This is a genomic window from Actinoplanes sp. OR16 (assembly GCF_004001265.1).
Classification (GTDB): domain Bacteria; phylum Actinomycetota; class Actinomycetes; order Mycobacteriales; family Micromonosporaceae; genus Actinoplanes.
The window spans coordinates 5,588,551-5,612,350 of the sequence record NZ_AP019371.1 but is presented as its reverse complement, the minus strand read 5'-3'; the positions used below and the strand labels follow the sequence as shown (position 1 = coordinate 5,612,350).

The following is a 23,800-nucleotide window of genomic DNA, read 5'->3' as shown; positions in this document are numbered from 1 at the left end:
GTATAGGTAGCTCATGTCCGGCACACCGGGGCCGACCATAGGGCCATGCCAAACGGTGCCCGACTGCCGGTGCTGGTTTCTCCGTACGGTCCGCACGCAGCCCTCGCGCTGCACGTGCACGACCTGACCATCCGGGGCCATCACACGGAGACGCTGCTCGCTGCGGACCATGCGGAGGCGATCACGCTGATGCTCGGGGATCGGCGTACGCATCGGGTGAGCCGGCTGGGCCGGATGTACGCCCTGAGCGCCCTCGGGCGGCTCGACGAGGCGCTGCGCATCGCCGAGGACCTGATCGCCGACCAGAGCGAGCTGGGCGGCCCCAAGGCCACCGACGCGAAGATCCTCGCGGACACCGCCGAGGTGCTGATCCATCTCGGTCGCATCGACGACGGGCTGCACTACATGGCCCGCTCGATGGGCCTGCTGGAGGTCGCGCCCCGCAAGGGACTGCGGTACTTCTCCGCCATGGCGTCGCTGGCCGAGGCGGCCCGCGGGGCGGAACTCTTCGAGCTCGCCGACGAGGCCATGGGACGGTCGATCGAGTCGTTCGAGCCCGACGATGACCTCTATCGGTCCGCCGCCGAACTCACCCACACCGAGTTGTGGCTGGAGTGGGCGTTGCGACTCGGGCAGGTCGGGCGTACCGAAGATGCCCTGGTCTTGATCGAGAAGGCCGTGGCGGTGCTGGAGTTCTGGCTCGGGCAGGGCATCGACTCCCCCATCGGCGTGGCGCTGCTGGCCGTCTGTCACGCAACGTCCGGCCGGAACGCGGAAGCGATGGCCCTGGTCGAGGAGACCCTGCCGAGGATGCGCGCGGCCGGGCAGCACCACGAGGCGCGCCTGCTGCACCTGGCACACGGGCTCGTGCTGCGCGCGGGCGGCGAATGGCGTGCCGCCCGCCGGGAATTCCGGGCCGGGCTGGAACTCGCGGTGCTGCGGTCCCAGCGGCTGCTCTTCCAGTACGAACTGGCGATCACGGCGGTGCGGGAGTCGCCGGGCGAGGCCACCCAGGCGGTCCTCGAATCGCTGCGCGGGCACGTCGAGGCGCTCTGGCAGCTGCGGCTGGACCGGCGGACCATGCTGCGGCAGGCCTATCGGCGGGTGGAGTTGGAGGCCGCGCGTACGACAGCGGACCAGGTCGCGGCCTCGGACGCGCTGACCGGGCTGGGCAACCGGCGGATGTTCGACCGGCGCATCGACGCCGTGGCCGACGGCGGCGCGCTGCTGCTCATCGACGTCGACCACTTCAAGGACATCAACGACAGGTACTCGCACGGCGTCGGCGACCGGGTGCTCGGCGAGATCGCCGGGGTCCTGCGCTCACACTGCCGGCACGGCGAGGTGGCGATCCGGTTCGGCGGCGACGAGTTCGCGATGTTCCTGAACACCGGCGAGGAGGAGGCCCGGCAGATCGCCGAACGCATCCGCCGGGTGATCCAGGCCCGCGACTGGAACCGCATCGTGCCCGGCCTGACCGTCACGCTGAGCATGGGCCTGGCGGTCTGCCGCGGCGGCGAGGCGGGCCGGGAACTGTACGACCGGGCGGACGCGCGCCTCTACGTCGCGAAACGATCGGGCCGCAACCGACTGGCCGCCGTGGCGTGACGGCCGGGTGACCCGGAGAGCCGCCGCCGGGCCTACCCCACCGAAGCGTATTGATGGTGGACAATCGGTTGCATGCGCGCCTACCGCGACCTGTTCGCTGTGCCTGAGGTGGCCCGGCTGATCCTGGCCATCGCGACGACGCGGCTGGCGCCGCCGATGCTGACGCTCACACTGCTGCTCGCGGTGGTCGAGGCCGGGGGGTCCTACGCTTCCGGAGGGCTTGCCTTGACCGGGTACGCCGTGGCAGTGGCCGTGTGTGTGCCGTTCAGCGCCCGCCTGATCGATCGCTTCCCGGCGCGGCGGATCCTGCTGGCCCTGCTGGCGGCGAACCTGGTGGCGTACGCCGTGCTGGCCACCGCCCTGCTCGACGGATGGCCCACCGGAGTGCTGGTCGCGTGTGCGGCAGCGCTCGGCGTCACCGCGCCACCGTGCGGCCCGGTCGCCCGCGCCACCTGGCCGTCGCTGGTGGACAGTGAGCGGCTGCAGACGGCGTTCGCGCTCGACGGGGCGTTGAACGAGACGATGTACGTCACCGGCCCCGTGCTGGTGTCGGCGCTGCTGATCGCCGTCAGCCCGATCGCCGTGCTCGGTGTGGTGGCGGCCATCCTGACGGCCGGGGTGCTGCTGCTCGTCGCCACGCCCAGCCTGCGGCGGCGTCCCGCGGCCCGGACCGGTCTGCGCCGCGACCATCTGGGCCCGCTCGCCACCGGCCAGGTACGCCTCATCCTCGCCGTCATCGTCCTGAGCGCCTTCACGTTCGGCGCGGTGATGGTCGGCGGCCCGGCGGCGGCCACCGACGCCGGGTCACGGCACGCGGCCGGTGTGCTGATCGCCGTCCTCTGCGTCGGCTCGGTGGTCAGCGCGCTGATCTACGGGAGCAGGCGCCGCCGCGGTACGCCCGGCCCGCAGCTCGCACTGACCCACCTGGTGGCAGCGGGCGTGCTGGTCGCGGCCGGGTGGGCGCCGGCGCTCCTGGTACTGGCCGTGCTGCTGCTCCTGGTGGGGATGGTGACCGGACCGCAGGACACGCTGATCCAGGTGGTCCTCGGCGAGGCGGCGCCGGAACGTTTCCGGACCGAGGCGTACGCCTGGATGGGCGCGGCCACGTGGGCCGGCTACGCGGTGGGGTCCGGCGCGGCCGGCCAGCTGATCGACGTGACCGGCGAACCCGGCGCGGCGTTCGTGGCGGCGGCCGTGGTGGCCCTGCTGGCGGCGCCGCTGTCTCTGCTGGTCAGACCGGCCGCCTCCCGGGAACCCACGCCAGTGAAGTGAAAGGACGATGAAGGCATGCCGCACATCCCGCTGCCCCCGATCCCCGGCATCGCCGGGCTGCTCGCCGCGCACCCGGAGACCGCCGGGCCGCTCAACAGCCTGGCCGAGACGCTGCTGCGCGGCCCGTCCTCGCTGACGCCCGCCGAACGGGAGACGATCGCCGCGTACGTCTCCCGCGGCAACGAGTGCACGTTCTGCGCGGAGACCCACGGCGCGGTGGCCCGGCACCTGGCGAACGGCCGGCCGGAGACCAGCAGCGCGCGGATGGACGCGCTGCTGACGATCGCCGACCGGGTACGCGTGGACGGCCGCTCGGTCACCGCCGACGACGTGGCGGCGGCACGTGAGGCCGGCGCCGACGACAAGGCCATCCACGACACCGTGCTCATCGCGGCGGCGTTCTGCATGTTCAACCGCTACGTCGACGGTCTCGCGACCACGCTGCCGGACGACCCGGCCCAGTACGAGCAGCACGCCCGCCGCCTGGCCGCCGGTGGATATGAAGTGATCCACCATGGATGAGCGCCTCCGCTACCGCCTGATCACCGGCCCGGACGACGCCGAGTTCTGTGCCCGGATCAGCGCCCTGCTGGACCAGGGCTACCGCTTGTACGGCTCACCCGCCCTGACATTCGACGGCACCCGGGTGCGAGCCGCCCAGGCGTTGGTCCTGCCACAGCCCGGCGACGACGCGTGACGCGGCGTCAGCCGGAGATGTCGGTGTAGGCGGTTACCCGGTGGATCCTCAGGCGCACCAGGAGTTCGCCGTCCACCGCGTTGCGGGCGCCGAACTCGGCGGCCCGGTCGGGGCCCATGTAACGGGAACCGATGAGGGTCGACCAGTGCAGCATGTCGGCGAGGTCGGTGTGGAGGGTGGCCCGGCCGGTGACCGTGACGAAGGCGTACGGGGCTGCTTCCTCGTCGACGCAGAGGGAGGCCCGGCCGTCCCGGGCCAGGTTGCGGCCTTTCACCGAACCGGCGCCGGTGTTGAACACCAGGTCGTCGCCGTCGAGGACGAACCAGATCGGGACGACGTGGGGGCTGCCGTCGGCGCGTACGGTGGCCAGCTTGCCGGTGCGGGTGCCCTCACCGAGGAACTTCCGCCACTGCGCCTCACTCATCGATGTAGCCATGCCCGCATTCTGCCCGCGAGACGAAGGCGGGCACGCGACCGCGCGCCCGCCTTCGAGTGACGATCGTCAGGAAGCGGCCAGGACGTCCACGATGAACCGGAGCGTGCCGGCCGGCTGCCCGCCGCTCGCGTCATCGCCGTAGGCCAGGCTGCCCGGGATGTCGAGCTGCACCCGGCTGCCCACCTTCACCCCGACGAGCCCCTGGTCCCAGCCCTGGATGACCTGCCCGCCGCCGATCTGGAAGTCGAACGTCTCGGACCGGCTCCAGGACGAGTCGAACTCCTTGCCGTCTTTGTAGGTGACACCGACGTAGTTCACGGTGACCGTCTGGCCCGACTCCACGGCCGGCCCGGTGCCCTCGATCAGGGTGGTCGTCTTGAGCTCGGTGACCGTGCCGGTGCCCGCCTTCGCCTCCGGCTTCGTCGCCAGCGCCGGGTCGGCGCCCTCCGGGACCGGCGGGAATGCCGCGGCCGACGCCTCAGCGGCCGGCTCGGCACTCGCCGCGGCGGTGGTGGCCGCCGGGGCCGCTGCCGGCTGGTTCGCGCTCGAGTCGTCCTTCGAACTCGCGATCCAGAAGACCAGGCCGACGACGAGGGCGAGGACGACCACCGCCGAGCCGGCCACGGTCAGCGTCTGGCGGCGCCTCTCCCGCGCACGCGCACGCGCCTTGGCGGCCTTGGCCTCGGCCCGCTTGGCCGCCTTCGTCTTGACCGGCTGTCCGCCGGCACGCTGAGGAGCCGCGCTCTTGCGGCTCGTTACAGAATCGGGCACGGCCAGACGATACGACATGTCGCTGTGCGCGGGCTGTACCCGGACTGCTAGCTCAGCGATTCGCCGGCCGTCCGCGGCTCGCGGCCGAGCAGGGTGCCGAGCAGCGGGTCCACGCCGGCGAAGTCACCACGCCGGGCAGCCTGGTAGAAGCCGAGCAGGAAGCGCGCCATGAACTCCGGCGTGCCACCGGCGACCTGCGCCGCGAGCCAGTCCTCCTCGTCCATGATCTCGACCTTCACCGTCCGGCCGGTGGCCTCGGAGGCGATCACGGCGAGCTCCTCGAACGTCGGCGCCGCGGTCGCGGTGATCGTCACCGGACCGTCGTGAGCGACGCCCGAGGCCAGGATGACGGCGGCCGCCTCGGCGCTGTCCTCCCGGGCCGTCCAGGACACCGGCCCGTCACCGGGCACGGCGATCACGCCGGTCTCCCGCCACGGACCCGCCAGCAGGCCGAGGCTGTGCAGGTAGAAGCCGTTGCGCAGGGCGGTCCAGGCCACTCCGGACTCGGCCAGCAGCAGCTCGGTCGCGGCGTGGTCGCGGCCGGGCTTGAAGGGTGTATCCGGCCTGGCGTTCTGGTGGCTGGTGTAGAGGATGCGGCCCACCCCGGCCGCCACGGCCGCGTCGATCGCGGTCCGGTGCAGGCTCACGGCGTCGGCGCCCGGGTCGCTGGAGGACACCAGGAGCAGCCGGTCGGCACCCTCGAAGGCAGCGGGCAGCGAAGCCGGGTCGGCGTAGTCGCCGTACCGCACGGCCACGCCGCGGTCGGCGAACCGCTGGGCTCGGGCGACATCGCGGGCCACGACGGCGATGTCCGCGACGGGAACCCGGTCGAGGAGGTGGTCGACGGTGGCGCCGTTCAGCGCGCCGGTGGCTCCGGTTACGACGATCATGCGGAACTCCTGAGGGGTATCGGTGATAACGGCTCGACGTTAGCACTGGAATCACAGCGATAACAACGAGCCGCTATCATCGGAAACGTGAAGGAGCCCACTCGCGACCTCGTCCGCTCCCGGCTGGTCGACGTCGCCGCCACCCTGCTGGCCACCGAGGGCCCGGAGGCCGTGACCACCCGGTCGGTCGCGCTGGCAGCGGGCGTTCAGGCGCCGACCATCTACCGCCTCTTCGGTGACAAGAACGGCCTGCTGGACGCCGTGGCAGAGCACGGTTTCGCGAGCTACGTGGCACAGAAACCTCCGGTGGACGCCGGCGACGACCCGGTGGACGGCCTGCGCGCCGGCTGGGACCTGCACATCGGCTTCGGCCTGGCGAACCCGGCACTCTTCCGGCTCATGCACACGGCGAAGCGAACCCCGGAGGGCCAGGCCACCGTCGACGCCGGGACGGCGGTGCTCCGCGAGCGGGTGCGCCGCGTGGCCCGGGCCGGCCGCCTGCGCATCCCGGAGAACCGGGCCGTCGACCTGATCCACGCGGCCGGCACCGGAGTGGTCTTCGCGTTGATCGAGAAACCCGACGAGAGCCTCGCCGACCTCACCTGGGAATCGGTCTGCGCCACCATGCTCACCGGCGCACCCGCGACCGAGCAGCCCGGCCCGGCCGCCGCGGCCGTCACCCTCCGAGCAGCCCTGCCCGACGTCACGGCCCTGTCCCCCACCGAGAAAGCCCTGCTGGCCGACTGGCTCGACCGCATCGCCGATCAGACGGCCCGGTAACCGGACGCCCGAGGACCACGACGACCTCGTGCTGCAGGCGGCCCGGCTGTGCATGACGCTGTGTGTTCTGTTCTCTGTGAGAAAAGGAGGCGCGCTGTGGGACTTCTCGATGGCGTCGACTGGCAAGGAAAGATCTTCAAGGGCGGCGAGTGGACCACCGGGCGGGGCGGCGACTACCCGGTCGTCGAGCCCGCGACCGGCGCCGAACTCGGGCGGATGGGCCTGGCGACGGCCGAGGATGTCGCCGAGGCCGGCGCGAGTGCTGCCGAGGCGCAGCGGAAGTGGGCGGCGCTGCCCCACCCGGCCCGCGCCGCGGTGCTGCGCAAGGCCGGTGACCTGTGGCAGCAGCACGCCGACGAGATCAGCGGCTGGAACATCCGCGAGGTCGGCGCGGTCCCCGGGATGGCCGGGTTCGCGCTGCACGTCGCCGCGGAGGAGTGCTACGAGGCGGCCTCACTGCCGAGCCGCCCGTACGGCGAACTGCTCCCCTCCGAACAGCCGCGCCTGTCGATGGCCCGCCGCGTGCCGGCCGGCGTCGTCAGCGTCATCTCGCCGTTCAACGTACCGATCATCCTCGGCATCCGGTCGGTGGCGCCCGCGCTCGCCCTCGGCAACGCGGTGATCCTCAAGCCGGATCCGCGGACCGCCGTCACCGGCGGCACCCTGATGGCCCGGATCTTCGAGGAGGCCGGGCTGCCCGCGGGCGTGCTGCAGATGCTGCCCGGTGGCGCCGACGTCGGCGAGGCGCTGGTCATCGACCCGAACATCCGGGTCATCTCGTTCACCGGCTCCACCCCGGTCGGCCGCCGCATCGGCGAGATCGCCGGACGGCACCTGAAGCGGGCGCACCTGGAGCTCGGCGGCAACTCGGCGCTGCTGATCCTGGACGACGCGGACGTGGACGCGGCCGTCAACCTGGCCGCGTGGGGGTCGTTCTTCAACCAGGGCCAGATCTGCATGACCACCGGGCGGCACCTGGTCGCCGACCGGCTGTACGACGAGTTCGTCTCGCGGCTGGCCGACAAAGCCGGGAAGCTGCCGGTCGGCAACCCGGCCACCGACCAGGTCGCCCTCGGCCCGATCATCGACGCCGGCCAGCGCGACAAGATCCACCGGCTGGTGACGGCCAGTGCGGGGCAGGGCGCCACGGTGGCGGCCGGTGGGTCGTACGACGAGCTGTTCTACCAGGCCACGGTGCTGGCCGACGTACCGCTGACCGCACCGGCCTTCGCCGAGGAGGTGTTCGGCCCGGTCGCGCCGATCACCCGGGTGTCATCGGTGGACGAGGCGGTCGCGCTGGCGAGCGCCGGCGAGTACGGCCTGTCGCTGGGCATCGTCACCCGCGACGTGATGCGCGGCCTGGCCGTCGCCGAGCAGATCCCGACGGGCATCGTGCACATCAACGATCAGACGGTCAACGACGAGGCGAACGCCCCGTTCGGCGGCGTCCGGGCCTCCGGCACCGGCTCCCGCTTCGGCGGCGCGGCGGCGAACATCGAGGCGTTCACCGAAACCCGCTGGATCACCATGCGGGGCGAGCCGGCCACCTACCCGTTCTGACCTGCCGCGGCGCATCGGCGGGCTTCCCGTCCGCCGATGCGCCGGCCTTTCCGCAGCCATCGAAGATCCGCGAAGTCATCGCTGCGGCCCGATTCCGCCCCGGCCCGGAAATCGTCCAAGATCCGCGAAGTCATCACCGCGCCCCGACACCGCCGCGGCCCGGAGATCATCCAAGATCCGCGAGACGGTGTGCGGCGCGCCCCGATACTGCCGCGGCCCCGAAAATCATCCAAGATCCGCGAGATGGTGTGCGGCGCCGCTGGGCCACAGGTCGGGGATCCCGGCGCAGCGTGCCCTGCTCGACCGGCTGTCATCGCCGCGGCCCGACTCCGCCTGGTCCCGCGACCACGAGCCGCCGAGGCCCTGGAGGCCCGCGAGCTGCCTCTGGCGCCGCAGCAGCGACGTAGATCTTGGAACTCCGCTGCTTTGTGGAGGATTGAGGGTGCTATAGGCCCCACAGGTTTCCACGAATCGGCCGCGACGAACCCGCTGCGGGCCCACGGTGTGATCCTGCGGCGGCTACCCGAAGTCGCCGCGCTGTGCTCGGGGGCTCCAAGGTCCCCAGACCAGACCAGATCGGACCAGAGCCGGGCCGCCGGCGCCTGAGCCGCCACCGTGTGCCCCGGTAGCGCCAGCCAAGCGCACCGTAAGCCCTCAGCAGCGCACACCCAGGCCGCACCGTAAGCCCCGGCAACACCCACCCACGTCACCACCGTTTACCCACGGTCACCACGACTCCTCAGGTGATCGACGTCATCGTGGCGGGGCGGCCGGCCGCGGGTATCCGGATCGGCATGACTACTGAGACCGGGAACGAACCCCGCCGCGACCGCCGCTTCCACGGTGGTGCGCCCACTCACCTGGACGACGAACTGGCGCGCCGCACCGAGGCTGAGCGGGCCGAGGCCGGCGTGACCGATTACGACCGCAACACGGTGCCGGCGGCGACGGATGAGCCGGTGCCGTTCGATCCGGCGTTCGACGGCGAGGAGCAGGACATCGAGAGCGTCACGGCGCGCCGGGAGGCGAACGGCGAGACCGGGGCGAATCCGTTCCCGCCCACGCGCTACGCGGAGTGACGCCGTCCGCGAGCGCGCTGTACGAGGAGTGTCAGGGTGCCCGCCAGCACCAGCATGGCGGCGTTGACCGCCAGCACGGCTGCTGCGGGCCCACCCGCCGCCGAGTCACCCTCGGCGACGGCGACGCCGAGGAAGGCCGCCGCGGGAATCGTGGTGATGGAGATCGCGACTCCGACGGCGGAGCTGGCCCGGGTTTCGAAGGACAGGATGCCGGCGACGCCCGCCGCCAGGGCGACGAGGACGGTGGCCGCGTTGACGGTCGGCAGGATGCCGAGGCCGCCGTCGCCGAGGGCTTCGTGTGCCGGCCCGTACCCGGAGGCGCGCAGCGCGAGGGTGACCAGCAGCGCGGTGAGGGCGGCCATCGCCATGCCGATGATCAGGACGGCGAAGGCGCGCCCGGCCAGGCGGAACCGGTGATCCGCGAGGCCGACGCACATGGCGCAGAGCGGCAGCAGGTCGGGGCTGATCGCCATCGCGCCGACGATCAGGGTGGCGCTCTTGGTCAGCACACCGAACGCCGCGATGACCCCGGCGCAGCCCATGAACGTCAGGTACTGGGGTACCGCCCGCGCGTACTGCCGTGACGCCGTCGCCAGTTCGGTCCAGGCCAGCGCGCCGCCGCTCCACGCGGGCAGGTCGTCGCCGCGCAACCGGCCGAGCGGCCGGCTGGTGTCCCGGTGGATGATCGAGATGTCGTCGCCGGGCACGCCCGCGGATTCCAGGCGTGGCAGCAGCGCGTCCACGGTCCCGGCCTGTACCTCCGCGGTGATCAGCACCCGTCCGCCGTCGTCGGTCGTTCCGCCACGCAGCAGGTTCACGGCGGCCGGTTCGGCGCGCAGCACGTCCATGACCCGCGCGGTCGCGTCGGCGGGCGCGAACAGATACAGGACCAACATCAAGAGCCTGCTATCCGGTACGGGTGGAGCTCGCGGCCACCGGGTGCCGCCGGACGACGGCGAACGACAGCAGGGACAGCACGATCGCGGTGATCGCGGCCCAGCCGTACACGGTCGCGAGGCCGACGCCGTCGTCGACGAGCGGGCCGACGCCGAAGGCAGCGATGCCGTAACCCACCTGGTAGAACGCGATCACTCCCCCGGCCACCGCCGCCGACATCGAGGGCAGGGCGTCCTGTCCGAGACTGATCGTCAGTGGCAGCAGCGCGGAGCAGCCCAGCCCGGCCAGGCCGAAGGCGGCGACGCCGAACCAGGGCGCGTCGTCGGGCAGGGCTGCGATCAGGGCGAACGTGGCTACGAGGACGATCGGCAGCAGGCGGAAGACGGCGGGCGGTGCTATCACCCGTACCAGGGAGGCGAAAAAGACCCGGCCGATGGTGACCATGGCCCAGAAGACGGTGAGCGCGAGTGCCGCCTCCGTCGCCGAGGCGCCCAGATCCGATGTCATGTAGGACTGCGACCAGTTGCCGTTGACCGTCTCGCAGATCCCGTAGAGCACGGCGAACGCGGCGAACAGCCAGAACCGGGGCGGGATGCCGGTGTGTCCGGCCTTCGCGTCCGCCGAGGAGACGGTGTCGGCCCGCAGCGGAAGCCGGGCGCAGGCCAGCAGCAGGAGCAGCAGCAACACCGCCGACAGCACCGGCATGCCCCACCAGAAGCCGAGCCCGACGAAGACGGCGACGAAGACCGGCGCGAGCGCGGTGCCGAGCCCGAGCAGGGCGTTGAGCACCAGCACCGCCTTGTCGGCGCGGTGTGGCCGGAACGCCGCCACGAAGGTGTTGAGCACCGGCACGGTCAGCCCGAAACCGGTGCCCAGGAAAGCGGTCGCGACCAGCAGCAACGGATAGGCCACCGCGGCGTCCGACTTGACCGCGGTGGACCCGACCAGCACTGCCATCGCGGCCGTGTTCGCCGCCAGCCCGAGCAGCAGCACCCGTTTCGGGGTGTACCGCCGGGCCAGGCCGGCGCCGAGCAGCGAGGTGACGATCGCGGTCACCACCTGCGGCAGGAACATGGCGCCGTACTGCGAGCCGCTGAGGTCGTACTGGCCGGGGTCGGTGAAGATCGAACCGGCCGCCGGGAAGGTGACCAGTGTGATGCCCTGGACGAGACCGGCCAGGTTGACCGCCCTGATCTCAGCCTTCGAGGCCATCACCGCTCCGGAGCACCACGACCGAGCGCGGGCCCAGCGTCACCGTCTCACCGGCGCCGCGCACATCCTGACCGTTGACGGCGCCGGGGTCGTAGCTGTCGATCTCGGCGGTCCACCGGGCGTCCGGCCGGGTCGGCGGCAGCACGAAGTCGAGCGGCTCCCACCAGGAGTTCACCAGGACCAGGAAGTCGTCGTCGACCAGGAGCGTTCCGTCGCCGGCCCGGTCCGGGCCGTCCGAGCCGTCGAGGTAGACGGCGATCGCCCGCGCGTCCGGGTCGTGCCAGTCACCGCTGTCCATCGGCGTGCCCGCCGGCGTGAACCAGAGCAGCTCCGAGGTCTCGGCGCCGGTCAGGAAACGTCCGCGGCGGAAGACCGGATGGGCCCGGCGGAACGCGATCAGGGTGGTGGTGAAGTCCTTCAGCGCGGTGTCCACGTTCCCCCAGTCGAACCAGGTGATCTCGTTGTCCTGGCAGTAGGCGTTGTTGTTGCCGCCCTGGGTCCGGCCGATCTCGTCGCCGCCGAGCAGCATCGGCACCCCGAAGGAGAGCAGCAGCGTGGTGAGCATGGCCCGGGACTGCCGGGATCGCAGCGCCGACACGTCCGGATCGTCGCTGGGTCCCTCGGCGCCGCAGTTCCACGAGCCGTTGTCGTCGGTGCCGTCCCGGTTCTCCTCGCCGTTCGCCTCGTTGTGCTTGTGGTCGTAGGAGACCAGGTCGCGCAGGGTGAAACCGTCGTGCACGGTGATCAGGTTGACCGAGGCGGTCGGCCGGCGTCCGGACGTGCCGTACAGGTCGGAGGAGCCGGTGAACCGGGTGGCGAACTCCCCGATGCCGACCGGGCGGCTGGCCCAGAAGCCGCGCATGGTGTCGCGGTACTTGCCGTTCCACTCCCGCCACAGCGGCGGGAACCGGCCCAGGTCGTAACTGTCCATCTGGCCGACGTCCCACGGCTCGGCGATCAGCTTGACCCGGGAGACGACCGGGTCCTGGGCGACCATGTCGAGGAACGCGGAGACCCTGTCGTACGCGCCGGCCTGCCGGGCCAGGGTCGGCGCGAGGTCGAACCGGAACCCGTCGACGTGCATCTCGGTGATCCAGTACCGCAGCGAGTCGAGCATGAGCTGCAGCGTGATCGGGTCACCGGCGTTGAGGGAGTTGCCGCACCCCGTGGTGTCGATGTAGGAGCCGGGATCATCGGGCACGGTCCGGTAGTAGGCGGTGTTGTCGATGCCGCGGAAGCACAGCGCGGGGCCGTCCGGTCCCGCCTCCGCGGTGTGGTTGAACACCACGTCCAGTACCACTTCCAGGCCGGCCCGGTGCAGCGCGTCCACCATGGCCTTGAACTCGGCGACATGACCACCGGTCCGGCCGGCCCGGACGGCGGCCGAATACCCGTTGTGCGGGGCGAAGTAGCCGATGGTGTTGTAACCCCAGTAGTTCGTCAGGTTCCGGCCGGCCAGGAACGACTCCGGCACGCTCTGGTGCACGGGGAGCAGCTCGACGGTCGTCACGCCGAGGCCGGTCAGGTATCCGGTCGCCGCCTCGTGGGCCAGTCCGGCGTACGTCCCCCGCAGCTCGGGCGGGATGTCCGGGTGGCGCATCGTGAAGCCCTTGACGTGGAGCTCGTAGACGACCGTGTCCGCGTACGAGTACCGCGGGCGTTCCTGATCGGTCCAGGTGAAGGCGGGGTCGGTCACCAGGCTGCGCGGGACGTACGGCGCGGAGTCCACAGCGCTCGGCTTCGCCGGGTCGGCCTCGTCCTGCCCGAGGATCCCGGGCCCGAAGGTGACCGACCCGCTGATGGCCGTCGCGTACGGATCGAGCAGCAGCTTGGCCGGATTGCACCGCAGACCGCGGTCCGGCAGCCACGGCCCGCCGATCCGGTAGCCGTAGGCCTGCCCGGGCCCGGCGCCGGGCACGAAGGCGTGCCACACGTCGGCGTCGTTGTCCCGGAGCGGGATCGTGGTCTCCCGGCCGACGGCGTCGAACAGGCACAGCGTGACGCTGTCCGCGACCGATGAGGCGATCGCGAAGTTCGTCCCGGTGAGGCCGAACTGCTCGCCGGGCGTGGCGCCGAGCGGGAAGGGCACACCGGGAAGGGCCCCGGTCATGACCGCTTCCTGCTGATGAGGTCCCGGGCCACGTCGCCGACCGACTTGACGGCGCCGTGGCGGCGCAGGATCAGGTCGGCGATCAGCCCGGTCCAGCCGGTCTGGTGGAACGCGCCGATCGCGGCGCCGTTGTCGCCGTGGAAGTACTCGCTGAAGATCAGGTTGTCGCGCCAGGCCGGGTCGGTCTGCATCCTCTCGGTGCCGCCGAAGCAGGGCCTCCGGCCGTTCTCGTCCTTGGTGAACAGCGAGATCAGCCGGTCCTGCAGGTCGGTGACGATCACACCGAGCGAGTGCCGTTCGCCCGAGCCGGTCGGGTACTCCAGCTCGAAGTCGTCGCCGTAGAACCGGTGGTAGCGCTCCAGGGTCTCGACCACCAGGTAGTTGACCGGCATCCAGATCGGGCCGCGCCAGTTCGAGTTGCCGCCGAACATCGAGGTGGTCGATTCGGCCGGCTCGTAGTCGATCGACGAGTGGTACCCCTCGGCCTCGAACTGGTAGGGGTGGTCGCGGTGGTAGGCGGAGAGCGCCCGGAACCCGTGCGGCGACAGGAACTCGTTCTCGTCGAAGAGCTTGGTGAACAGCCGTTCCAGGTGCTCCGACCGGGCTACCGAGAGCAGCAGCCGCCGGTGGCCCTCCTCGCCGCGCAACTGAGGGGTCTCGACCAGCTTCTCGATGTCGCTGACGCCTTCGCGTTCCAGCAGCCGCATGAACCCCTTGTTCATGGTCATCGCGCGGTTCAGCATGTCGCCGTCGATGACCAGGGCGGCCAGCGCCGGGATGATCGAGACCATCGAGTGGACCTTGACCGGGACGGCCTGCCCGGAGGGCGTGACCAGCCGGTCGTAGAAGAGCCCGTCGGCGTCGTCCCACAGCCCCTGCTTGTCCAGCGCCTCCCGGATGCTCGCGAAGTGCTCCAGGAACTTGAGGACGAGATCCTGCCCCTCCCGGCGGCCGGACCAGTTCAGCACGGCGGCGATCGCGCCCATCGCCGCGGCGTAGGAGCCCATCCAGCCGGTGGCGTCGGACTGTTCCAGGGTGTAGCCGTCGGGCAGGTGGGAGCGGTCGATCGGCCCGATGTTGTCCAGGCCGAGGAAGCCGCCCTCGAAGACGTTGTTCTCGCCGGCGTCCTCCCGGTTGACCCACCAGGTGAAGTTGACCAGCAGCTTGTCGAACACCCGGGACAGGAAGTCCAGGTCGCGGGCGCCGTCGATGGCGAAGACCTGGAGGGCGGCCCAGGCGTGGACGGGCGGGTTCACGTCACCGAAGTCCCACTCGTACGCGGGCAACGCCCCGTTGGGACTCTGGAACCATTCTCGGCAGACCAGGATCAGCTGGTACTTCGCGAAAGCCGGGTCCAGGTGGGCCAGCGGGACGGTGTGGAAGGCCAGATCCCAGGCGGCGAACCACGGGTACTCCCACTTGTCCGGCATCGAGATGATGTCGAACCCGTTGAAGTTGCGCCACTTGGCGTTGCGCCCGGTCAGCCGCTCGGCCGGCGGAGCCGGCTGGCCCGGGTCGCCGTCCAGCCACCGCTGCACGTCGTAGTAGAACAGCTGCTTGCTCCAGAGCAGACCGGCCGACGCCTGCCGCAGCACCAGCGCCTCGTCCTCGCTCGCGCCCTCCGGGGTCAGCTCGGCGTAGAACTCGTCGGCCTCGCCACGGCGCTGGGCCACCAGCCGGGTGAAGTCCTCGCCGAGCGGATCGCCCCCGCCACCCGCGGCCGGGCGCAGCCGCAGCCGCAGCTCCGCGGTCTCCCCCGGCGGCACGGTGACCTGGTACCAGAACGCGCACTTGGTCCCGGTCCGCTCCGGATTGACGGTCGGCGCCCCCTGCGTCACGTGATCGTTGATGCCGTCCTTCGGATAGGGGGTGCTTCCCGGTACGCCGTCCAGCCGCTCCAGATTCGTCTCGTTCTCGCAGAACAGCAGCTGCGGCGTCGTGCCGTCCGGACCGGCCGCGCCGATCAGCTCCATCACGCCGGTGATCGGATGGTCGATCGTCACCGACCGGTCGCCGGACGCCCGCAGCGACGGCCGGACCCCGTCGTCACCCCACGACCAGGTGTTGCGGAACCAGGCCGTGGGCAGCACGTGCAGCGTCTCGGTGTCCGGGCCCTGGTTCGTCACCTGGACGGTGATCAGCAGGTCGTCCGGGCCCGCCTTGGCGTAGTGGACCTCGGTGAGCCAGTACCGGTCCTCGTCGAACGCGCCGGTGTCGAGCAGCTCGTACTCGGGCTGGTACCGGTCCCGTCCGGCGTTCGTGTCGATCAGATCCTGGTACGGGAACGCGCCCTGCGGATAGTGGTAGCGCCACCGGTTCCAGGCGTGCGACGGGATCGCGTCGAGGTACCACCAGTACTCCTTGACGTCCTCGCCGTGGTTGCCCTGCGGTCCGGTCAGCCCGAACGCGCGTTCCTTGAGGATCGGGTCGCGCCCGTTCCACAGCGCCAGCGACAGGCAGAACCGCTGCTCGATGTCGCTGAACCCGGCCAGCCCGTCCTCGCCCCACCGGTAGGCCCGTGACCGGGCGTGATCGTGCGGCAGGTAATCCCAGGCGTTGCCGTCGGCGCTGTAGTCCTCCCGGACCGTGCCCCACTGCCGCTCACTGACGTACGGCCCCCATCGGTACCAGTCCCCCGCCTGCAGCAGCCCGTCCTCCAGCCGCCCGAATTGCGCTACTCGCTCGCTCTCGGCGCCCATGCGACGTCCTCCGATCCCGCGGTCACTCACCGACTCATGTTCACCGCGCAGAGTGACCGCCCGCATCACCCCTCGCGGGTGGTAGACGGGGCCGCCTCGTCGGTGACGAGACGGCCCCGCGGATCGGTCCGGAAAAGGTCAGCGCTGCAGGGTGAGCACCCCCGGGCGGTACGGCAGCAGCCCGTAGTCGCCGCCGGAGCTCGGCGAGCGGCCCTGGTAGAGCAGCTGCAGGTTGCAGGGGTCGATCGTCATGGTCTGGTCGGCGCTACTGCGGATCAGTTCGCCGTGGCTGATGTCGTTGGTCCAGGTGGCGCCGCTGTTGGCCTTGCCGGCGAACGGGTTGCTCTCGGTGGCGGCCTGCGGTGTCCACGATCCGCTCAGGCTGGTGGCCGTGAACGAGCGGAAGTAGCGGCCCTGGCTGCCGATCGCCTCGACGATCATCAGGTACTGGTTCTGGCCCTGCACCTTGTAGACCTGCGGCGCCTCGAACAGGTTGTTCGTGGTGTCGCTCATGATCGTGGTGTAGGAGGAGCCGAAGTTACCGGGGAAGTTCCCGATCGGCATCGACGCCCGGTAGATCTTGCCGTTGTCGCCGGCGAAGAAGAGGTACATGTTCGTGCCGTCGCCGATCAGCGTGTGGTCGATCGGGCCGGTTCCGGAGCCGGTGATGCTGCCGGTGAACAGGGTCTGCGCCGCGGACCAGCCGTTCGGGTTGGTCGGGTCGCTGGACGTGCGGTAGGAGAACGCCGGGCCACCCCACTGGTAGGCGAGCACCCAGATGTTCTTCGGCGCGAAGTAGAACAGCGACGGCGCGACCGCCGCGAAGTTCATCCCGTTCTGGCTGGCCGATCCCATGTCGGACCAGTTGGTGAACAGGCCGAAGTTCATCGAGCCCCACGACGTGCCGGTGTCGTGCGTGGTGGCGTAGACGAGCTGGCGTCCGTTGTACGGCGCGTGCGTGAAGTCCTTGAGGGAGACCCAGCCGGACTTCGGGTTCGCCAGCGATCCGGTCGACGACCAGCGGTAGTTCGACGGGAGAGAACAGCCACTGCCGCCGCCGCTGGAGCCGACCTTGACGAGCTGCCACTGCTGGTTGGCGCCGTTCCAGTCGGCGTACTGCACGATGTTGGCGCCGTCCGCCGTGGACGCGCCTTGCACCTCGACGGCCTTGCCGCTGTTCCGGTTGATCAGCTGGATGTACCCGTCGATGTCCTGGACGCTGAACTGCTGGTTGGTGGTGTTGTTGTCGGTCCACTGCACGATCGATCCGCCGTCGGCCGTCGACAGGTTGTAGACGTCGAGGACCTTGCCGGAGTGCTTGGACTTGAGCCGGTAGTAGCCGCTGCCGGAGCTGACGAACTGCCACTGCTGCTGCGCCTGGTCGTTACGCGTCCACTGGGTGATCCGCGCGCCGTCGTTCGTGGCCAGGTTGTACAGGTCCAGCGCCTTGCCGCTGTTGCGGTTGACCAGCACATACGACGCGGTGGTGTCGATGGTGGCCGCGGCGGCGGGCGTCGCGGTCGCCGCCACGGTTCCGCCGGTGACGATCAAGGCAAGGGCCACGAGCATTCTTGGTACGTGCATACGGGTGCTCCTTGAGGAACGGGGTTGGGGATGGGGGTCGTACATCACGGGGTGGTCAGGTCGAAGCGGCTGACCGTGACCGCGCCGCCCAGCGACTGGGTGGCGTGGTTGAAGATGCCGAAGCGGTAACCCATGAAGAACTGCCAGGCGTTGTTCAGGGTGAACGCGGGTCCCAGCGTGGTGAAGGTGCTGCCGTTCGTGCTGTAGGAGAACGTCGCGGTCCGCCCGGAGCCGGGCCGGATGTCGGCGCTGACCCGTAGCCAGATCCGGCCGCCGCTGATCGCCGCGCCGGCCGCCTCGCTGCCGGTGCCGGTGGTGGCCCAGCTGGAGTTCATGGTGAGGCCGTTGGTCATCGACACCCGGGTGGCGCCGTTGTCCTTGCGCACGCCGATCCACGCGGACGAGTCGCGCAGCATCGCCAGGCCGGCCCGGTCGCCGTTCGCCATCTGCGAGTAGTCCAGCTCGATGGTGGCGGTGGACGACGGCCCCTGGATGCGGTGGGTCAGCGTGTTGCGGGCGCTGTACAGGTCGTTCGTCACCGTCGCGGTGGACAGCCGCAGCCCGTTGCCGACGCTGAACCGGCTGGTGTCCGGGTTGTGGTTCCACTCCCACCGGTGTCCCAGCGTGCTGCCGGTGAACGTGTCCGGGCCGATCATCGAGCGCACGGTCTTGGACGTGGTGATGTTCGGCTTGGGATAGGTGGCGCCCCAGCGTCCGCCGGACGTGGTCAGCACCGGCCAGTCGTTGCTCCACGTGATCGGGGCCAGCGTCGGCACCCGCCCGCCGGGGTAGGCGTCGGTGAACGCCATGTACCACCAGTCGCCGTTCTGGGTCTGCACGAGACCGCCCTGGTGCGGCACCCCTCCCCCGGAGATCGGCCCGGGAAGATCAAGAAGGACCTGCCTCTGCTCGTACGGGCCCCACGGGCTGGTCGATCGGAGAACGTACTGGCCATTGGCCGGCCGCGTCAGCCAGATGTAGTAGTAGTTGCCGCGCTTGTACATCCGGGATCCTTCGAGGGTCCCGATGCTCGACGGCGTGGTGTAGACGGTCTGCGACCGCACCTGCGCGGTCAGGTCGGCGTTGAGCTGCGCGACGCTGATCGTGCCGTTGCCGTAGGCCACGTACGGGGTGTCGCCGTCGAACATCAGGCCGGCGTCGTAGTAGCAGTTGTTGATCCGGGCCTTCTTCGACCACGTCCCGTCCACGGCCGAGGCGGTGTAGACGTAGGTCCGGTTGAACTCGGTGCAGCCCAGCCAGTAGTACGTGCTGTTACTCGGCCGATAGTTGAACGCCGACGCCCAGATGCCCTTGACGTACGCCCGCCCGCCGTTCAGGTCGTAGGCGTTCGAGTCGAAGTCGAGCCGCGGCACGGAATGACCCGCGTACTCCCAGTTGACCAGATCGTAGGAGCGCAGGATCGGCGCGCCCGGCGAGTAGTGCATGGTGGACGCGGAGTAGTAGTAGGCGTCTCCGACCCGGATGATGTCGCCGTCGGCGAAGTCCTGCCACACCACCGGGTTGGTGAAGGTGCCGGTCGACGGCGTGCTGCCGAGCTTGACGAGCTGCCACTGCTGGTTGGCGCCGTTCCAGTCGGCGTACTGCACGATGTTGGCGCCGTCGGCGGTGGACGCGCCCTGCACCTCCACGGCCTTACCGCTGTTCCGGTTGATCAGCTGGATGTACCCGTCGATGTCCTGGACGCTGAACTGCTGATTCGTGGCATTGTTGTCGGTCCACTGCACGATCGCGCCACCGTCGGCGGTCGAGCCGCCGGAGACGTCGAGGACTTTGCCGGAGTGCTTCGACTTGAGCCGGTAGTAGCCGCTGCCGGAGTCGACGAACTGCCACTGCTGCTGCGCCTGGTCGTTACGCGTCCACTGGGTGATCCGCGCGCCGTCGTTCGTGGCCAGGTTGTACAGGTCCAGCGCCTTGCCGCTGTTGCGGTTGACCAGCACGTACGACGCGCTCGTGTCGATGGTCGCCGCGGACGCCGGCGCGGCGAGCACGGTGGGTACGAGCACCGCGATCAGCGCGGCGGCGAGCAGACGGAACGGTTTCACGCGAACCTCCACCAGTCGACGTTGAAGAGGTAGCCGCTGCCACCGGTGAACCGCAGGTACAGGTCGCGGTTGCCGGTGGCGCCGCTGACCGGGCAGCTGACGGTGGTCCAGGTCTGCCAGCCACCGGTCGCCGGGGCCGTGCACGTCCCGGCGAGCGTGCCGGTGGGGCTGCCGAGCCGCAGCTCGATGCGCCCGCCCGCGGCCGCCGAGGCCACCCGGGCGGAGAACGAGGTGGCGCCGGCGCCGAACGCGACGCCCTTGACCTTGATGTAGTCGCCGTTCTCCAGGTAGCCGACGTTCATGCCGCCGTCGCTCGCGCGTTCGGTCTCGACGCCGGAGCTCCAGGCGATCGTCTCGCCCTCCTGCCGGACGTACGGATTGAGCGTCCCGTTCTGCGGCGCCCCGCCCGAGGTCATCGTGATCCCGGGAATGGTGCCGTCGGCGTTGTAGCTGAACTTCTCCACGGCGACCGAGCGGGTGAATCCGCCGCCGCCGGGCAACGCGCCGTTGTGGTAGAAGAAGTACGACCCGCCGTTGAAGTCGACGATCCCGGCGTGGTTGGTGAAGCTGCTGCCCTGCGTCGGCATGACGGTGCCGCGATAGGTCCACGGTCCGGTCGGGCCGGGCGCGGTGGAGTAACCGATGAACTCCGAGCAGCACTTCGCGGCGAACACGTTGTAGTAGAGGCCGTTGCGCTTGTAGACCCAGGGGCCCTCTTCGTACAGCGTCGGCCGGTTGGCGTCGCCGGTGCGGGTGCCGAACCCCGCGGTCGTGAGCGGGATGCGGGTTATCGCGCCGCTGTAACTGACCATGTCAGGGTTCAGTCGCACGTACCAGAGATTGGGGTTGCCCCAATAGAGGTAGGCCTGGCCGTCGTCGTCGATGAACACGGTCGGGTCGATCTCGCCGTTCTCGGCGAGGGGACGCCCGATCGCGTCGGTGAACGGGCCGGTCGGGCTGCTGGAGACGCCCACCCCGATGGCCATACGGCCGGTCGACCGGTTGGTGACCGGGACGTACCAGTAGAACTTGCCGTTGCGCGCCACGACCTGCCCGGCCCAGGCGTCGGCGCTGGCCCAGCTGAAGGTGGACAGGCTCATCGGCGAGCCGTGATCGGTCCAGTTGACCATGTCGGCGGACGAGTAGACCCGCCACTCCTTCATGGTGAACCAGGTCGAGTTGTCCTCGTCGTGACCGGTGTAGAGGTAGACGCGGCCGTTGTGGACCAGCGGCGCCGGGTCGGCGGTGTAGATGGTCTGCACGATCGGGTTGTCGGCGTGCGCGGTGGCCGCCGGGACGGTGATGCCGGCGCAGATCAGGACGGCCGCGCAGAGCAGTCTTCTCAGCATCAGACACGACTCCATCGCTGGTTGGCGGCGGTGCCGCAGGTCCAGAGCAGGACCACGGTGCCGTTGGCGGTGAGGTTGTGGTCGACGTCCAGGCAGAGCCCCGAGGCGGTCCCCCGGATGGTGCCGTCGGACCGGAGCGTCCACTGCTGGTTGGTCTGGCCGTTGCAGTCCCAGAGCTGGGCCTTGGCGCCGGCGGTGGCGCCGATCGGCGCGTCGAGGCACTTGCCGAGGGCCTGCAGGCTGCTGCCGGAGAAGGTCCAGCGCTGGTTGGCGCCGCCGTTGCAGTCCCAGATGACCGGCTGGGTGCCGTTGGCGGTGGCGCCGTTCGGCACGTCGAGACAGCGCCCCGACGAGGCGCTGACCAGCGTGGTGGCGCTCGGCAGCGGGGTGGTCGTCCCGCCACTCACCCGGTAGACGACCGTCCCGTGACCCGCAACCGTGGCGCTGATACCGCCGGTGCTGGTGCTCGTCGTGCCGCTCCACGCGTCCTGGAGGGTGAACGAGCTGCCGGACTTGCCGATCGCGGCAGCGGTGGTCGAGACGGTGGTGGCCGAGGAGCCCTGGTTGAACAGGGCCACCGCGACGTCGCCGTTCGCCAGCCGCTTGGCCAGGACGCGGCGGGTGCCGTCGTACGAGACCTGGGTCGCTTGGAGGCCGAGCGTGTCCTGGTTGATGGCGATGAGCCGGGTGTTCTTCAGGATGGTCTGGGTGGCCGCGCTCATCGAACGCAGGTCGTTGCCGGCGATCAGCGGGGAGGCCATCACCGCCCAGAGCGCGAAGTGACTGCGCTGCTCGGTGTCGGTCATACCGCCCCGGCCGACCTCCATCATGTCCGGGTCGTTGAACTGGCCCGGCCGGGCGTAACCGGCGAGCGGCACGGTGACGTCGACGATGTTCTTGACGCCCATCGGGTACCCGTTGGTCTGCCCGGTGTCCCAGGCGTCGCTGATGTCCTCGGTGGTACGCCACATGTTCGCGACGTCGCCCCAGTCCCGCTGCGGCCCGGTCTTGGCGTGGATGCTGTTCGGGTTGATGCTGTAGACGATCGGCCGTCCGGTAGCGGCGAGCGCGTCGCGCATCTTCGCGAACGTGGCGACCTGCTCGCTGATCGTGCCGGTCGGCGAGCACCAGTCGTACTTGAGGTAGTCGACGCCCCACGCGGCGAACTGGCGGGCGTCCTGCACCTCGTGGCCCTGGCTGCCGGTGGCGCCCGGATAGCTGTTGAAGTACTGCGCGCAGGTCTTGTCGAGCGGGCCCTGGTAGATGCCGAACTTCAGGCCCTTGCCGTGCAGGTAGTCACCGAGAGCCTTCATGCCGCTGGGGAACCGGGTGGGATCGCCCTGCAGGTTGCCGGCGGAGTCCCGGTTCGGGTTGAACCAGCAGTCGTCCACGACGACGTACTGGTAGCCGGCGTCGCGCATGCCGCTGTTGACCATGGCGTCGGCCATCTGCCGGATCAGCGTCTCGTTGATGTTGCACCCGAAGGTGTTCCAGCTGTTCCAGCCCATCGGCGGGGTGCGGGCCACACCGTTGTCCAGCGCCTGAGCAGGCGCGGTGACGAGGCCGGCCAGCAGCAGCACGGCGGCGAGCAGTGTCGCGAGTCTCTTCATCATCGGCTCGTCCAGATCTGGTTGGCGGTGGTGGTGCAGGTCCGCAGGTAGGCGGCGGTGCCGTTGACGGTTCCGGCGACGTCCAGGCACAGGCCCGACGGGGCGTTACGGATCGTGCCGCCGGAGGTGAAGGCCCACCGCTGGTTGGCGGCGCCGCTGCAGTCCCACAGCTGGGCCCGGGCGCCCGTGGTGGCGCCGGTCGGCGAGTCCAGGCACTTGCCCAGCGCCCGCAGGGTCTGGCCGTCGTAGGTCCACCGCTGGTTGGCGGCGCCGGAGCAGTCCCAGATGATCGGCTGAGTGCCGTTGGCGGTGGCGCCGTTCGGCAGATCCAGGCAGCGTCCGGAAGCGGCGCCGACCAGCGCCCGGCCGGTGCTCACCGGGTCGCCGATCGAGCCGGGGACCGAACGCAGGGCCGCGTACCAGGTGGCGGCCATCTTGTCGTAGCCGCCGACGGTCGGATGGATGCCGTCGATCAGGTCGGCGGTGGTGAGCGCGGCGTGCATGTCGACGAGGTGGAACCGCGACCCCTTGCCGCTCACGATGCCGGGCAGGGCGGCGTTGAAGGTTCGGACGGCGGCCTCCTGGCCCGCGTTGGACAGCGGGATGAGGGTGGCCACGAAGACGTCGGCCGATCCAGCGGCGGCCTTGATCCGATCGAGCAGCGCGGACAGCCGGCCCGGAGCGCCACCGACGTTGTAGTTCTGCAGGATGTCGTTGGTCCCGATGTGCAGCAGCACGGTGCGCGGGGTGGTGGTCCGCAGCCAGCCGGCGATGTTCGCGTCGATCTGGTCGATCCGCCACCCGGGATGGCCCTCGTGGTCGTGATCGCCGAGTGCGGCCGGCCCGTTGAACTGGGAGCCGACGAGGTCCACCCGATATCCGGCGGCAGCCGCGCGCTGCCAGAGTCCGATCCGGTACCCGCCGGGCACCTGGGTACCTTCGGTGATGGAGTCTCCCAACGGCATCACCCGGGTGCCGCCGTTCGATTCCGCGGCGGCCGCACCGGGCGGCTGGAGGAGGATCGCGGCGGCGGCCAGCAGTGCTGCCAGCAACCATCGCTGCGGTTTGGGCATGGCTCTACGCCTCCCTGCGAATGGGGATTTCTGTTATCGCTCACACCGCATCGTCTGCTGGTCGGGGGTAGTCCAAGCCGGATGCGAGTCGGGGATGGGAGCGCTAACAG

The 23,800-nt window shown here is 70.4% G+C and carries 19 protein-coding genes; 7 read left to right on the top strand and 12 right to left on the bottom strand.

Annotated features, from left to right (window positions below):
• Positions 1 to 45 precede the first annotated feature (45 nt).
• The 4 genes from EP757_RS25500 (at position 46) to EP757_RS25485 (ending at position 3,577) form a co-directional block, all read left to right on the top strand.
• On the top strand, positions 46 to 1,608 hold the full coding sequence (locus tag EP757_RS25500; protein WP_127550090.1) for a diguanylate cyclase: 1,563 nt from the start codon (positions 46 to 48) through the stop codon (positions 1,606 to 1,608).
• A gap of 72 nt (positions 1,609 to 1,680) precedes the next feature.
• The gene (locus tag EP757_RS25495) at positions 1,681 to 2,880 is read left to right on the top strand and encodes an MFS transporter (protein WP_127550088.1); all 1,200 of its coding nucleotides are present in this window, start codon (positions 1,681 to 1,683) and stop codon (positions 2,878 to 2,880) included.
• A gap of 15 nt (positions 2,881 to 2,895) precedes the next feature.
• Positions 2,896 to 3,402, top strand: coding sequence for a carboxymuconolactone decarboxylase family protein (locus EP757_RS25490; RefSeq protein WP_127550086.1), 507 nt, complete (start codon positions 2,896 to 2,898; stop codon positions 3,400 to 3,402).
• The gene (locus EP757_RS25485) at positions 3,395 to 3,577 is read left to right on the top strand and encodes a DUF1737 domain-containing protein (RefSeq protein WP_127550084.1); all 183 of its coding nucleotides are present in this window, start codon (positions 3,395 to 3,397) and stop codon (positions 3,575 to 3,577) included. Before EP757_RS25490 ends, EP757_RS25485 begins: the two co-directional genes overlap by 8 nt.
• 7 nt (positions 3,578 to 3,584) lie before the next feature.
• Here EP757_RS25485 and EP757_RS25480 read toward each other — a convergent pair whose 3' ends face one another.
• The 3 genes from EP757_RS25480 to EP757_RS25470 form a co-directional block, all read right to left on the bottom strand.
• Positions 3,585 to 4,013, bottom strand: a complete 429-nt coding sequence (locus EP757_RS25480) for a PPOX class F420-dependent oxidoreductase (RefSeq protein ID WP_127550082.1) — start codon at positions 4,011 to 4,013, stop codon at positions 3,585 to 3,587.
• Positions 4,014 to 4,079: 66 nt separating this feature from the next.
• On the bottom strand, positions 4,080 to 4,784 hold the full coding sequence (locus EP757_RS25475) for an FKBP-type peptidyl-prolyl cis-trans isomerase (protein WP_232049998.1): 705 nt from the start codon (positions 4,782 to 4,784) through the stop codon (positions 4,080 to 4,082).
• Positions 4,785 to 4,831: 47 nt separating this feature from the next.
• Entirely contained in the window at positions 4,832 to 5,674 is an 843-nt protein-coding gene (locus EP757_RS25470; RefSeq protein WP_127550078.1) for an SDR family oxidoreductase, read from the bottom strand.
• A gap of 87 nt (positions 5,675 to 5,761) precedes the next feature.
• Between EP757_RS25470 and EP757_RS25465 the strand changes: the two genes are divergently transcribed.
• The 3 genes from EP757_RS25465 (at position 5,762) to EP757_RS25455 (ending at position 9,093) form a co-directional block, all read left to right on the top strand.
• Positions 5,762 to 6,454 (top strand): TetR/AcrR family transcriptional regulator, encoded by a 693-nt coding sequence (locus EP757_RS25465; protein WP_232049997.1) that lies wholly within the window; start codon positions 5,762 to 5,764, stop codon positions 6,452 to 6,454.
• A 96-nt stretch (positions 6,455 to 6,550) separates the two neighbouring features.
• Positions 6,551 to 8,014 (top strand): benzaldehyde dehydrogenase, encoded by a 1,464-nt coding sequence (locus tag EP757_RS25460; protein ID WP_127550074.1) that lies wholly within the window; start codon positions 6,551 to 6,553, stop codon positions 8,012 to 8,014.
• Positions 8,015 to 8,808: 794 nt separating this feature from the next.
• Positions 8,809 to 9,093, top strand: coding sequence for a hypothetical protein (locus tag EP757_RS25455; protein ID WP_127550072.1), 285 nt, complete (start codon positions 8,809 to 8,811; stop codon positions 9,091 to 9,093).
• Here the strand turns inward: EP757_RS25455 and EP757_RS25450 are convergent.
• The 9 genes from EP757_RS25450 to EP757_RS25410 form a co-directional block, all read right to left on the bottom strand.
• Positions 9,081 to 9,989, bottom strand: coding sequence for a DUF389 domain-containing protein (locus EP757_RS25450; protein ID WP_127550070.1), 909 nt, complete (start codon positions 9,987 to 9,989; stop codon positions 9,081 to 9,083). The two genes, EP757_RS25455 and EP757_RS25450, sit on opposite strands and share 13 nt — an antisense overlap.
• Positions 9,990 to 9,999: 10 nt before the next feature.
• The gene (locus EP757_RS25445; RefSeq protein ID WP_127550068.1) at positions 10,000 to 11,202 is read right to left on the bottom strand and encodes a sugar MFS transporter; all 1,203 of its coding nucleotides are present in this window, start codon (positions 11,200 to 11,202) and stop codon (positions 10,000 to 10,002) included.
• On the bottom strand, positions 11,186 to 13,312 hold the full coding sequence (glgX, locus tag EP757_RS25440) for a glycogen debranching protein GlgX (RefSeq protein ID WP_127550066.1): 2,127 nt from the start codon (positions 13,310 to 13,312) through the stop codon (positions 11,186 to 11,188). The genes EP757_RS25445 and glgX overlap by 17 nt, the downstream gene beginning before the upstream one ends.
• Positions 13,309 to 16,011 carry a glucosidase gene (locus EP757_RS25435; protein WP_127550064.1) on the bottom strand — a complete coding sequence of 901 codons (2,703 nt, stop codon included), beginning with the start codon at positions 16,009 to 16,011 and terminating at the stop codon, positions 13,309 to 13,311. Before EP757_RS25435 ends, glgX begins: the two co-directional genes overlap by 4 nt.
• Positions 16,012 to 16,149: 138 nt before the next feature.
• On the bottom strand, positions 16,150 to 17,595 hold the full coding sequence (locus tag EP757_RS25430; protein WP_197725376.1) for a non-reducing end alpha-L-arabinofuranosidase family hydrolase: 1,446 nt from the start codon (positions 17,593 to 17,595) through the stop codon (positions 16,150 to 16,152).
• A 44-nt stretch (positions 17,596 to 17,639) separates the two neighbouring features.
• Positions 17,640 to 19,658: an RICIN domain-containing protein gene (locus EP757_RS25425; protein ID WP_127550062.1), complete on the bottom strand. Its 2,019-nt coding sequence runs from the start codon at positions 19,656 to 19,658 to the stop codon at positions 17,640 to 17,642.
• The gene (locus EP757_RS25420) at positions 19,655 to 21,007 is read right to left on the bottom strand and encodes a glycoside hydrolase family 43 protein (protein WP_127550060.1); all 1,353 of its coding nucleotides are present in this window, start codon (positions 21,005 to 21,007) and stop codon (positions 19,655 to 19,657) included. Before EP757_RS25420 ends, EP757_RS25425 begins: the two co-directional genes overlap by 4 nt.
• Positions 21,007 to 22,620: a ricin-type beta-trefoil lectin domain protein gene (locus EP757_RS25415; protein WP_127550058.1), complete on the bottom strand. Its 1,614-nt coding sequence runs from the start codon at positions 22,618 to 22,620 to the stop codon at positions 21,007 to 21,009. The genes EP757_RS25420 and EP757_RS25415 overlap by 1 nt, the downstream gene beginning before the upstream one ends.
• Positions 22,617 to 23,690, bottom strand: coding sequence for a ricin-type beta-trefoil lectin domain protein (locus EP757_RS25410; protein WP_127550056.1), 1,074 nt, complete (start codon positions 23,688 to 23,690; stop codon positions 22,617 to 22,619). The genes EP757_RS25415 and EP757_RS25410 overlap by 4 nt, the downstream gene beginning before the upstream one ends.
• Between the last annotated feature and the right edge of the window lie 110 nt (positions 23,691 to 23,800).